At 39.0% G+C, this 13,126-nt stretch carries 8 protein-coding genes; 4 read left to right on the forward strand and 4 right to left on the reverse strand.

The window, feature by feature from the left end; translation table 11 throughout:
* A partial coding sequence (locus AC1M83_RS08690; RefSeq protein ID WP_481590467.1) for a BapA/Bap/LapF family large adhesin occupies positions 1 to 3,101 on the forward strand: 3,101 nt, incomplete at its 5' end.
* Positions 3,102 to 3,917: 816 nt separating this feature from the next.
* On the opposite strand, the gene AC1M83_RS08695 is transcribed toward AC1M83_RS08690, so the two are convergent.
* The 3 genes from AC1M83_RS08695 to AC1M83_RS08705 form a co-directional block, all read right to left on the reverse strand.
* Positions 3,918 to 5,201: a ribonucleotide-diphosphate reductase subunit beta gene (locus AC1M83_RS08695; RefSeq protein WP_035267248.1), complete on the reverse strand. Its 1,284-nt coding sequence runs from the start codon at positions 5,199 to 5,201 to the stop codon at positions 3,918 to 3,920.
* Between the two features lie 145 nt (positions 5,202 to 5,346).
* The gene (locus AC1M83_RS08700; protein WP_481587302.1) at positions 5,347 to 5,478 is read right to left on the reverse strand and encodes a preprotein translocase subunit YajC; all 132 of its coding nucleotides are present in this window, start codon (positions 5,476 to 5,478) and stop codon (positions 5,347 to 5,349) included.
* A gap of 370 nt (positions 5,479 to 5,848) precedes the next feature.
* Positions 5,849 to 8,674 carry a ribonucleoside-diphosphate reductase subunit alpha gene (locus tag AC1M83_RS08705; RefSeq protein WP_481590468.1) on the reverse strand — a complete coding sequence of 942 codons (2,826 nt, stop codon included), beginning with the start codon at positions 8,672 to 8,674 and terminating at the stop codon, positions 5,849 to 5,851.
* Positions 8,675 to 9,277: 603 nt separating this feature from the next.
* Here AC1M83_RS08705 and bfmR point away from each other — a divergent pair.
* Complete coding sequence (bfmR, locus tag AC1M83_RS08710) at positions 9,278 to 9,994, forward strand: response regulator transcription factor BfmR (RefSeq protein ID WP_035267251.1); 717 nt, start codon at positions 9,278 to 9,280, stop codon at positions 9,992 to 9,994.
* A 47-nt stretch (positions 9,995 to 10,041) separates the two neighbouring features.
* Positions 10,042 to 11,691: a sensor histidine kinase BfmS gene (gene bfmS / locus AC1M83_RS08715; RefSeq protein ID WP_035267252.1), complete on the forward strand. Its 1,650-nt coding sequence runs from the start codon at positions 10,042 to 10,044 to the stop codon at positions 11,689 to 11,691.
* Between the two features lie 56 nt (positions 11,692 to 11,747).
* On the opposite strand, the gene AC1M83_RS08720 is transcribed toward bfmS, so the two are convergent.
* Positions 11,748 to 12,104: a hypothetical protein gene (locus AC1M83_RS08720; protein WP_481590469.1), complete on the reverse strand. Its 357-nt coding sequence runs from the start codon at positions 12,102 to 12,104 to the stop codon at positions 11,748 to 11,750.
* A 469-nt stretch (positions 12,105 to 12,573) separates the two neighbouring features.
* On the opposite strand from AC1M83_RS08720, the gene ndhC reads away from it, so the two are divergent.
* Positions 12,574 to 13,122, forward strand: coding sequence for an NADH-quinone oxidoreductase subunit A (gene ndhC, locus AC1M83_RS08725; RefSeq protein ID WP_035267255.1), 549 nt, complete (start codon positions 12,574 to 12,576; stop codon positions 13,120 to 13,122).
* Positions 13,123 to 13,126 lie beyond the last annotated feature (4 nt).

Below are 13,126 nucleotides of genomic sequence, written 5' to 3' on the forward strand. Positions count from 1 at the left end.
CAGCGTTACCTGAGGCAGTACAAGCAGCAAAAGATGCGCTACAAGGTCGTTTAAATGATCTGGTTGATATCACTTTACCAACAGTAAATGATCAAAATGAAAATGATATTTCTGATGATATTGATACTTTACTAGCGGGGGTCGAAGCTTTAATAGAAAGTGCTGAAGAAGCTTATACAACGGCTGAAGAGGATTTAGCTGACGCCTTGCAAGACGGTACTGTAACACAGGCAGAGGCTGATAAATTGCAAGAGTCCCTAGAAGCTGCTCAGGCAGCAAAAACTCTTGCACAACAAGCATTAGACAATATTGATCAAACTTCAGACGCGATTGAAGCTGCAAAAGCTCTATTGCAAGAAAGAATAGATGATCTCGTAGATATTGAGGTACCTGAGCCATTTGCAACAGCGAATAATGATGTGCAATTGGTATTGGATATCACACCGACTGTAGATGTTAATGAAACACCAACAGAGCTTAACTCAACAGGATTTACAGTGGGTTCTGTTGGCTTAGGTCCAGTGTTAAATGCAAGTGTGCTTGAAAGCGTATTTAGCTCTTCAGTTTCCCTTTCAGTCGAAGAAGGCACCGAAAGAGATATTAGTTTCTATGCTGATGCTGGTGGTCTTACAGCAGGGACGATGAACTTATTTATGTATAAGTTAAATGAGTCAACTGGTGAATATGAATTAAAAGAAAAAATTGATAATTGGTATCTCGTTGTATTAGGTGGTGTGTCAGAAACGATAAGTCGTTCTTTAGATGAAGGAGAGTGGCTCATTGTATTAGGTAACGGCCAAGGGTTGTCAGCTGCTACGGGGTATACATTAAGATTTGAATCAGATGCTGTACGTGATTTTAATAATCCAGAAGCTGTGACAGGAACAATAAATGGTAATGTGATTACGGATCAGGATTATCAAAATGGTACAGATGTCGTCCCAGAGGGTAGTAAAATCAGTGGAGTTATTCATGGTGAAGATACCATTAATCAATTTACAGATGGTATTGCAACAATTAAAGGGGAGTATGGCACTTTAACTATCTCTGAAAATGGACAATATACATATACAGTAGATCCATTATTTAGAGATTACGGTGAAGTTGATCGTTTTGTATATGAGGTAACGGCACCAAATGGTGAAAAACGCACAGCTGAATTAAATATTGAATTAGTGCGTGTTGCCACAGATGAAAATGCCATCATTGATAATACAGTATTACTTGATGTTACTCCTGATTTAACTGAAACCACAGGCGAAGCATTAGGTATTTCAAATGCAGTCGCATTGAATTTACTTGATCTAGGTATTGCTGGTGATGTGTTGTCTGCAAGTGTAATTGGTACGGAAGGTGTCATGGACTTCACTGTTGAAGACGGTACTTTCCAAGAAATGACCTTTACCGGTTCCGCGGGCGGGGTAACGATACTTTCAACATTTAGTTTGGTTATCTATCGTTTAGATGAGAATACTGAACAGTTGGTTCAAGTACACGAAATTCCAAATTTTGTTCAAGTGCTCATTGGCGGTGGTGTTTCAACCCCGGTAACATTGAGTTTTGGTGAGGGTACTTACGTTGGTATTATCAAGCAAACTAGTGGTGTAAACGTAATTGGAGGAGCTTCAGCTCAAGTTACAGATGTCAATATTTACGATTATGCAAACCCAGAAACGATAACTGGATCAGTTCAAGGTGATGCGACTCCGATTACGACAGATAAATTAATATTGGTAAATAACACTGATGTGGTTGAAGGTGAAGCTTTAGTTGTACAGGGTCAATATGGCTCACTCAATATTAATACTGACGGTACTTATACCTACAATGTTACAGTTCCACAAAGCACAGTGGGTTGGACTCCACCATATGGTGAGATTGATCGTTTTGAGGTTGTAGTGGAACGAGCAGATGGTACAACTTACATTGAAGTTCTCAATATTAAGATTGATACCAATACAGTAGCTAACGATGCAGAAGTTGTAGAAGTTCAAGCTGCAAACTATTCAATGCTCAATGAATCTGTAGAATCTGGAATTATTGGATCTGCAAGTCGTACATTAGAATTTAAAGTTGAAGAAGGATCTTATATTAGTAGCTTAGATCTCCAAGGGAATATCACTCGTACTTTAACTAATGATAATCCTTCAATGAGTGTTGTGATTAATAAGGTGACTACTCAGCTTGTCAACGGCGTTGAACAGCAAGTGCTTGAACAAGTTTATACCGGAAATGTTAGTATTACATGGCCAGCTGGAACAATATTGAATCCTTCGACATCAACGACTTATGCCTCAGAAATTATTTTAGATGATGGCAAAGTGCTCGATGCAGGTGATTATGTTATTTCAATTAACACAACGAGTGGTACATTTAATTCAGTGAATGTATCTAGTGCATCAATTACTGGAATAATGGTCAATAATATTACTCCAACTGATACACCATTGCTTGAGGGTGATTTATTTGAAAATGATACAGCTATCGACCAAATTGATATTCTGAAAATTGGATCTAAAGAGCTTTATGTAAATGATCCAGCTAAAGGTGGTCAAGAGTTCACAGTTCAAGGTAAGCACGGTGTCCTTACTGTGTTCAAAGATGGCACCTATGAGTATCAACCATCAGGTTTAAGTGGAGGTCTTGAAACATTCACCTATACAACAGTTTCTAAAGCGGGAACATCACAATCTGCAACACTTGAAATTAATGTTTCGATGACGTTAACTGGAAGTGATGAGGCAGATACCGTACAAGCATCTGCTTCAATCGATACTTTTACTCTTGGTGAAGGTGCTGATACAGTCCTTTATGATGTGCTCAATCAAGCTCAACATACCGAAAGTCCAGATATTTGGACTGACTTTAATCAAGCTGAAGGTGATCGAGTTGATATTTCTGCTTTATTAAAAGATCAGAATGTTACATCGTCTAACATTGGTGAATTTGTAACGATCAAACAAGATGGTGCAAATACGGTGATTAGTGTTGATACTGATGGGGCTAAAACGAAATATAACCCAACTGAGCTTATTGTTCTGCAAAATACAGATAGCAGTCTTTATGCGATCGATGATCTGTTAAAATATAATCAAATTTAATTAAACAAATGAAAAGAGGTCTTTCGAGACCTCTTTTTATTTTTAAAAATGTGAAATCAAAAGTAATTGGTATGAAAAAAATAAAATTCTAATAATTTGAATAAATTAATTTTTGAAGAACAAAAATTTTATTTGTTATTTCGTCATTTGAAAAATATTCTAATAAAATAAAATTCATTATGGAGACGCGATTGCAACAAAAAAATCATATCCAAGCACCATTTTATAGAGCTTTATGTGTTAGTTATCAGGGGTAGACTTAATCATAAAAAAATGTTGTTTAGTATTTATTGATAATAAAAAATGGTAATGATTAAAAAAATTAAATTCCTACTCCAAAGAGATTTTCATCTCTATATTTAGACCTGTTTTTTGAACGTTATTAAATAGAATATAGAAATAAACACTCGCTCCGTTAAAAAAAGTTAACCTTGCTCATTTTTATTTGTGTTTTCAGGTGGCTAGTATGGAGGTAGTAGTAATGTCTAATTTTATAACTCGATATGTGTTGCAGAATTAGGTTATAGAGATCATTTTGCCTGAGTTTGAAGAATAATCCGCTCATTACTCATTATTCACATTGGATTTAAAGGAGTGCTTGCATAATTCGATATTCTTAAATTGGTTGAAAACTCAGTGCTTTAACTTTGATTGATTTTGATGCTTAAATAAACATGTGAATATGAAAATTTTTAATCTGAAAATTTAACCCTGCTATTTTATTTTTTTTATTCTTGTACCTTACACCTACTTGAGTCTAAAAAATAAAAGAGCCATATAAGGCTCTTTTATTTTTAAATACAATAGCGTGATCTATTACCAGCTTAACGCACCACCAGTTTGATAGTCTGTTACGCGAGTTTCGAAGAAATTCTTCTCTTTACGTAAGTCCATCATTTCTGACATCCACTGGAATGGATTGTTCACACCAGCAAATTGCTCAGGTAAACCTAATTGAGCTAAACGACGGTTTGCGATGAACTTCAAGTATTCTTCCATCATTGCAGCATTCATACCTAACACACCGCGTGGCATTGTGTCACGTGCATATTCGATTTCAAGCATTGTACCTTCAAGAATCATCTGAATGATTTCTTCTTGGAACTCAGCAGTCCACAAATGAGGGTTCTCAATCTTGATTTGGTTAATCATATCGATACCAAAGTTTAAGTGCATTGACTCATCACGTAAGATGTACTGGAATTGCTCAGCAACACCATTCATCTTGTTACGACGACCCATTGACAAGATTTGAGAGAAACCACAGTAGAAGAAAATACCTTCAAGAACACAGTAGAATGCGATCAAGTTGCGAAGCAAGATTTGATCTGTTTCCGGTGTGCCTGTTTTGAATGTTGGATCACTTAATTCTTGAGTGTACTTCAAGCCCCATGCAGCTTTACGCGCAACTGATGGAACTTCGCGGTACATGTTGAAGACTTCGCCTTCATCCATACCTAAAGATTCGATGCAGTATTGGTAAGCATGCGTGTGAATCGCTTCTTCAAATGATTGACGCAAGATGTACTGGCGGCATTCAGGGTTAGTAATGTGTCGGTAAATCGCAAGAACCAAATTATTCGCGACCAACGAATCGGCAGTAGAGAAGAAGCCTAAAGAACGCATCACGATGGTACGCTCATCTTCAGTTAAGCCATCTTCTGACTTCCAAAGTGCGATATCGTGGTTCATGTTAACTTCTTGTGGCATCCAGTGGTTTGCACAACCATCTAGATATTTTTGCCAAGCCCATTCGTATTTGAATGGTACAAGTTGGTTCAAGTCAGCGCGACAGTTGATCATTGCTTTATCATCAACTTGAACACGTTGAGCGCCCATTTCTAACTCTTCAAGACCTGGAGCAACGTCCAAATGTTCTAAGGCGTTAGATGCTCTTGCCAACGGATCGGCTGAATTTGTTGTTCCGTTTGAACTGGTTCGAGCGGGTTGTGCAGCTGCCACACGCGTCGGTTCGTTGCGTGCATCAGATACCACTTGTGGATTAGGCGCTTTTTGCGGTTCGATGGGCGCAGACTGCTGTGCTTGTGCAGTTTGTTTCGGTTCATCATCTTCGAAATCGTCCCAACTGAGGATAGACATATCAATTCTCTCTACGTTGCTTATATCTTTTATTCAGACATCTCAACGTGAGACATCCTACTATACGCTTATATTGTGTAAGCAAAATTAAGTTTTGCCGATGTATGTACTCAATTTGTTCGTTTGAGTAGATTGAATTTCCGCACTACTTATTTTGCTTACGCTTCTGTTGTTTGCGAATGGCTAAAAAGGCATAGACCATCGGGGTGTAGAAAAAAATAAAGGCAAAGACCAGTACCGCAAGTCCTAACATATAGTTATGGGTCATATGGTGCATGGTCTTTTCCTTATACGTTTATCTATTTTTGTGCTCAGTTTCGTAATAGTGATTATGGTTAATATTGTAAGTGACATTCTGGACAGAAGAATGGTCTAAGCTATTTGAGCCATTTTTTGTGTTCTGTACCAGAGAGTCATTGCTAATATTTTTGGTTTGGGAGTTTGATAAGTAAAATCCTCCACCAATTCCAGTTAATCCTAAAACAAGACTGAAAATAGATGTTCTTAATCTATTCATTTGCTTTCTCTAAAGAAAGCATGCTGAAAGTCATTACATCTAAACCAATACAACTATTCAGACATCTGACTCAAAACATGCTGTCATGTTGATTATCATCTTTATCTCAATGTAGCTGTATAAGCTTAAATTACTGACAAGCTTCACAATCAGGATTGTCAATTGAACATGCCATTGGCACTGGCGCTGCTTGTTCGAAGCCTTCTTCTGACGCTGCTGCTTCAGGTTTAGCTTCTTGAGCAACCACTGCCACTGGCGCTGCAACTGTCGCAGGTTTAACTGCGTTTAATGCACCTGTGTTAATCGTAGATTTCTCAGCAGATGTCGCACCCAATGCACGAAGGTAATAAGTCGTCTTAAGACCACGTAACCATGCCATCTTATACGTGATGTCCAATTTCTTACCGTTTGCACCAGAGATGTAAAGGTTAAGAGATTGTGCTTGGTCGATCCATTTTTGACGACGTGATGCAGCATCAACAATCCAACGTGCTTCAACTTCAAATGCTGTCGCGAAAATTGCTTTTAACTCTTCAGGAATACGCGCAATTTTTTGTACTGAACCTTCGAAATGTTTCAGGTCATTGACCATTACAGAATCCCAAAGACCACGTTCTTTTAATGCACGAACGAGGTAAGGGTTGATGACAGTGAACTCACCAGACAAGTTCGATTTCACATATAAGTTTTGGAATGTTGGCTCAATAGATTGAGATACACCACAAATATTTGAAATGGTTGCAGTCGGTGCAATTGCCATCACGTTCGAGTTACGCATACCATCTTTTTGAACCTTGGCACGTAACGTGTCCCAATCCAAACGTTGTGTGCGATCGACTTCAAACATACGTTCTGGGCGAGATTTCGCAACGAGCTCAAGAGAGTCAATTGGTAAAATACCTTGATCCCACAATGAACCTTTAAATGTTTCATACGTACCACGTTCAACCGCCAAATCGCTTGAAGTTTGAATCGCGTAGTAAGAAATCACTTCCATAGACTCATCTGCAAACTCAACCGCTGCATCAGAACCGTAAGCAATTTTCATTTCGTATAGTGCATCTTGGAAGCCCATGATACCCATACCCACTGGACGGTGTTTCAAGTTTGAATTACGCGCTTGTGGTACTGCATAGTAGTTAATGTCGATGACGTTATCGAGCATACGAACTGCAGTTTTAATCGTGCGAGCAAGTTTCTCACGGTCTAATTGACCACCTTGAACGTGTTGAACAAGGTTGATTGAACCCAAGTTACATACCGCAATTTCATCTTTGCTTGTGTTCAATGTAATTTCAGTACACAAGTTAGAAGAGTGCACCACACCTACGTGTTGTTGCGGTGAACGTAAGTTACATACGTCTTTGAATGTGATCCACGGGTGACCCGTTTCAAATAACATTGATAACATTTTGCGCCATAAGTCTTTCGCACGGACTTTCTTATGAAGCATGTCTGTTTCTTTCGCAATGCTTTCGTAGTAAGCATAACGTTCTGCGAATTCAGCACCCGTTAAATCGTGAAGATCTGGTGTTTCAGACGGGGTGAAGAGTGTCCATTCAGCATCTTCAAATACACGCTGCATGAACAAATCTGGAACCCAGTTTGCAGTGTTCATATCGTGTGTACGACGGCGGTCATCACCCGTGTTCTTACGAAGCTCTAGGAATTCTTCGATATCCAAGTGCCAAGTTTCAAGATATGCACATACCGCACCTTTACGCTTACCACCTTGGTTAACTGCAACTGCTGTATCGTTCGCTACTTTGAGGAACGGAACAACACCTTGCGATTTACCGTTAGTACCTTTGATGTATGAGTTCAAGGCACGAACTGGTGTCCAGTCATTACCTAAACCGCCTGCCCATTTAGACAACATTGCGTTATCACGCATAGCGCCATAAATATCGAACAAGTCGTCATCAATCGTTGTTAAATAACAGCTTGATAACTGAGGACGTAATGTACCTGAGTTAAATAGAGTTGGCGTAGATGCCATGTAATCGAAGCTAGAAAGTAAGTTATAGAATTCGATTGCACGATCTTCACGGTTGTCTTCATTGAGCGACAAGCCCATAGAAACACGCATGAAGAATAATTGTGGTAATTCGAAGCGTACGCCATCAGAGTGGATGAAGTAACGGTCAAATAATGTTTGAAGACCTAAATATGTAAATTGATTAGAGCGTTCTGGTTTAATCGCAGCCGCTAATTTTACAAGGTCAAAATTTAATAATTCTGGAGAAAGAAGCTCTAGCTCAACACCTTTTTTCAAGAAGGTTTCAAGCGCATCATTTTCAAGCGTGTCTTTAGATAAACCAAGAAACTCAAGACCTGTTGCAACTAAGTTGTCACGCAATAAACGTGCAGTGACATACGTATAGTTTGGTTCTTGTTCAATACGTGTACGTGTTGCCATCATCATCGTTGTAGAGATGTCTGATGCTTTAACGCCGTTGTATAGGTTTTTTACAGTTTCATCGATGATTGCTTGAACATCAATGCCTTCTAAGCCTTCGCTAGCTTTTTCAATCTTCGCTTGTAAACGACTCAAATCTAATGGTTGGAGCTGACCATTTTGACCTGTGATCTGAAGAGTAGGGTGATGATGAGCACCTAACTCTTTACGCGCTTCAGCACGTTGTTCACGATAGATCACGTATGCACGTGCCACTTTTTGTTCACCTGTGCGCATTAAAGCTAATTCAACTTGATCTTGAATTTCTTCAATATGAATCGTGCCACCTGAAGGTAAACGACGCTTAAACGTGTTCATCACCATCTCAGTCAGCTGAGTAATACGATCGTGAATTCTGCTCGAATCTGCACTTGGTTGACCTTCAACAGCCAAAAATGCTTTACCAATTGCTACAGAGATTTTATCTGCATCAAAAGTGGCAACATCACCAGTGCGTTTAATCACTTGAAGTTGACCAGGGGTTGTATTAGCGCTCATTTCAGCGTCGCTCCATTCTCATCATTTTTATGCTTATGGACCATTTGAATCGGATACAAACTCAAAAAATGAGCTATCGCGATATTTGAGGGTAAACACAAGACTTAGTGGTTTAATGTAAATTAAGACACAAGATACGGTAAATTTCAGGGTAGATCAATATTGACATTTTGATAATTTTTTTTCTGAGTTTAACACTCAAATTTCCCTATACTTTTTCCATGTTCAGCCATTTTGTTATGTAGTCAGCGTCACAGGGTGCTAAGCATAACAGAGACTTTTTAGAGTGCTTATAGATAAGTTTGTGGATAACTCTGAAAGTGCAAATTGCTTCTCGAAAATAATTTTTTTGAAATATTTTGTTTAAAAAATCATCAAATTGATTTGTGTTTGAAAGTTTAAAGTTGATTGAAAATATTGATCGACTTGGCAAAACTATCTATTTATCAATAGTTAATAAAAAGATAACAAAAGACTACGCTCGTGTATCAGTTTCGTGAACAGGCTCTTGTTTACAATGTAAACGTGTGTATATTGCAAAACATATCGATGTAAATCTGTGAAGTTTAATCAGCAGATATCGTAACAATATAGGGGCATTCTATGAGCCAAGAAGAAAAGTTACCAAAGATTTTGATCGTTGAAGATGACGAGCGTCTTGCGCGTTTAACGCAAGAGTATTTAATTCGTAATGGATTAGAAGTTGGGGTAGAACCAGACGGTAATCGTGCAATCCGTCGTATTATCGCAGAGCAACCGGATATGGTGGTGCTGGATGTTATGCTTCCTGGTGCTGATGGTCTAACTGTTTGTCGTGAGGTTCGTCCACATTATCATCAACCGATTTTAATGTTGACTGCTCGTACTGAAGACATGGATCAAGTATTGGGTCTTGAAATGGGTGCAGACGATTATGTTGCGAAACCAGTTCAGCCACGCGTTCTATTAGCGCGTATTCGTGCTTTGCTTCGTCGTACAGACAAAACACCAGAGGATGAAGTTGCTCAACGTATCGAATTTGATGATTTAGTGATTGATAATGGTGGTCGTTCTGTAACCTTAAACGGTGAGCTTGTAGATTTCACAAGTGCAGAATATGACTTATTATGGTTGTTGGCATCTAATGCTGGTCGTATCCTTTCACGTGAAGACATTTTTGAGCGTCTACGTGGTATTGAATATGATGGTCAAGACCGCTCAATTGATGTTCGTATTTCTCGTATCCGTCCAAAAATTGGTGATGATCCTGAAAATCCTAAACGTATTAAAACCGTGCGTAGTAAAGGATATTTATTCGTTAAAGAAACCAACGGGATGTAATCACATCCCCGCGGTAATGCCCTCACTCCTCAGAAGGTCATACCTTAGTGTCTAAACACAGTATATTCCTGCGTATCTACGCAGGTCTCGTCATTTTGGTGGTGCTGGTTGCCATATTTGGTTATTTGCTTGTGCAAATCATCAACTATCAACGCGCGCAGGAATACCGTGAGTCATTGACTGATGGGATTTCGTACGTCATTAGCGAGGGTGTTTCAAGACAACAAACCATGCAACAAAGAATGGATTGGATATCAGATGCATCTGATTTGCTCGAACTTCCAATCTATTATCTAGAATCTGATAAAGTCGAACTTTCACGCACCGAAAAATACCGTTTAGAAAAGCGCAAAGCAGTGGTGCGCTATGACGCCAAAGAAAGTATTGCTTATGTCATTATTGGTTTAATAGATGACCCTGAGCATTTACTTTATGTGAAAGTGGATAATATCGGTGAGCGTCAAATGAAGGCCTTGCCAATCTTTGTATGGGAATACTTGGTTTATTATCCAGGGCAGGAAAGGGAATATCTTGCAAAAATTAAGCAACACTTTTCTTATGATTTAAGCATTCAAAATCTGTCTGATCTCAATTTAGATTCCGAGCAAATTGGTCGTTTACGTGCGGATCAAGGGGTTATCCTGTATCAGGATAGCGCTAGCATTCGTGGTACTACGATTTCTGTCATTTCTCCAATGACGAATTCGTCTGGTGATGTCTTGGTGATGGGACCAGTGCCAATGTTCAATTGGATGCCATTCCAATTGGCGGCAGGGATTACTTTGCTGAGTATGTTTATTTTGTCGCTTGGTGTGTATGGTCTGATTGTCCCAATGCAACGCAAGTTGAAGCAAGTTAACTCAGCCTTAAATGTTATGCAAAAAGGGGATATGTCCGTTCGCGTTCCTGTCGAAGGATATGATGAGTTAGCACATTTGGCAGCCAGCTATAACAGTATGTCAGATCATATACAGCGTTTGATCGAAGCTCAGCGAGAGTTAATGAGAGCTGTATCACATGAGCTGCGAACGCCAGTCGCACGTATTCGCTTTGGTATGGAAATGTTGGTTGATGAAGAGGATTATGAGTATCGTCAGCAACAAGTAGAAATGATTGATAAAGACATTGAGGCTTTAAATACGCTCATTGATGAAATTATGACCTATGCTAAACTTGAGCAAGGCATGCCCTCTATTGATTTTAAGGAAATTCGACTATACGAAGTGCTTGAGCAAGTCGCTATTGAAACTAAAGCATTAAAAACCAATAAAAATATTCAATTACACTTGCCATCACAAGCTTTGGTGGTGGATGCGGAACGCCGTTATTTGCATCGTGTAGTACAAAACTTAGTCGGAAATGCGATCCGGTACTGCGATGATACAGTGCTGATCACTGGTGGAATTGATGCTCAGGGAATGGCGTATATTTCAGTTGAAGATGATGGTCCGGGGATTCCAGAAGAGGATCGTAAGCGAGTGTTTGAAGCTTTTGCTCGCTTGGATGATAGTCGTACACGTGCTTCAGGTGGATATGGTTTAGGCTTGTCTATTGTAAGTCGAATCGCTTATTGGTTTGGCGGTACGATTCAAGTAGATCAAAGTCCTAAAATGGGTGGTGCACGATTCACCATGCAGTGGCCAGCCAAAAGATTTAAAAAGAAGAAGATTGTTCAAACCAGTCAAACGTCAGAGTAAAGCGAGAATTAAAAAAAAGCGCGATTAAGCGCTTTTCTTATAATTTTTATTGCCTTTTATTGATAATTATTGGCATTGGGTTCAATAATGCGTTTTCCTTCCTTAAGTGCATTTAAGGCATCGGCATTGAAATCGATCAGTAAACTGTTATTGGTTGCATCAACATGATAATTGCTTATCAGTTTTTGATCGCCGTGAAGGGTCTCAACTGTATATTCATCTGCGATGTTGAGAATAGCATCAAGATTAGTGGTTGTAGAGGCGAGGTCTTGGCGGAAAATTTGATAAATATCGCGTAAATCAAAAATAGCATTCGTTGCATCAGGATGTTTTTTGATATAGCTGTCTAAATGATGGACGATCAACTGAGCAAATAAAAAATAGTTAGGTTTGTGTGTGAATTCTAGACTCATAGATCTTCTCCTTATTATTTAATTGAGCATATAACGAAAATCAGCACGATTTGTATAAAGTTAATTAAAACATTGTAAGCAATTAAAATTTAAAACTTTTAAAATAGAATAAATCAAAAATAATTGAGCCATATTGGTGCAAAAAAAGCTGACCTAACACGAATGGTAAAACTAAAAAAGTGATAGTGTCTGGATTGACGCCTCTTGAATTTTTTGAATGATTATTCGGAAAAAATAATCAGTTGTATCACCTTAATAACTTTCTACGATTAAATAAGGTTTTATTGACTTTAATCACCATGAAATCTGGAAAAAGGGCAAAATTCATCCTAAAGACTTAGAGGGATTGGCTAGCAACAGAAATCATAAATCAGGTACAATTGGCGGGATTAATTTTGTGTTTGGTGTATTTGAAGGCCAATACATACATTCTTTGTTAATAAATAGGCCTGCCAGGAGTTATCCCCGCATGAGTGCCATTACTCCATACGATTGGGCAATAATTGCCTTCGTGATCGGCGTTACATTTTTATGCGTCTTTATGCTCACTGTCCCGCTACTCCTAGGGGGTAAATCGTGGGGACGTGCTAAGCAAGAGCAGTTCGAGTCAGGCGTAGTTAGTGCTGGTGGAGCACGAATTCGTCTATCTGCAAAATTCTATTTGGTTGCAATCTTCTTCGTTGTGTTTGACTTAGAAGCGCTCTATCTCTATGCATGGGCTGCGTCAGTTCGTGAAGTGGGTTGGATCGGTTTTGCAGCAGCAGCTGTATTTATTTTAGTTTTACTCGTTGGCTTGATTTATGAGTTGTCTACTGGTGCATTAAATTGGGCGCCATCTGATAAGCGTAAAGCAGCAGGGATTAAACCTAAAATTGGTTCGCCAAATATGGATCTCGCAGAAATTACTCGCTTCAACTCAATTGAGGAGTTGGTGGTTGACCCTACAGGTCAAATTCCAGCGCAATCATCTGGTCGTGTAAAAGCTTCGCCAACGACTACATCATCTGATAAGGAGTAATACG

Source organism: Acinetobacter sp. 25-47-130 (assembly GCF_056779705.1).

What these genes read in the sequence shown, in the direction of transcription:
- AC1M83_RS08695 (WP_035267248.1), bottom strand. Translation starts at nt 5,201, where the DNA reads ATGTCTATCCTCAGTTGGGACGATTTCGAAGATGATGAACCGAAACAA.
- AC1M83_RS08700 (WP_481587302.1), bottom strand. Translation starts at nt 5,478, where the DNA reads ATGCACCATATGACCCATAACTATATGTTAGGACTTGCGGTACTGGTC.
- AC1M83_RS08705 (WP_481590468.1), bottom strand. Translation starts at nt 8,674, where the DNA reads ATGAGCGCTAATACAACCCCTGGTCAACTTCAAGTGATTAAACGCACT.
- bfmR (WP_035267251.1), top strand. Translation starts at nt 9,278, where the DNA reads ATGAGCCAAGAAGAAAAGTTACCAAAGATTTTGATCGTTGAAGATGAC.
- AC1M83_RS08720 (WP_481590469.1), bottom strand. Translation starts at nt 12,104, where the DNA reads ATGAGTCTAGAATTCACACACAAACCTAACTATTTTTTATTTGCTCAG.
- ndhC (WP_035267255.1), top strand. Translation starts at nt 12,574, where the DNA reads ATGAGTGCCATTACTCCATACGATTGGGCAATAATTGCCTTCGTGATC.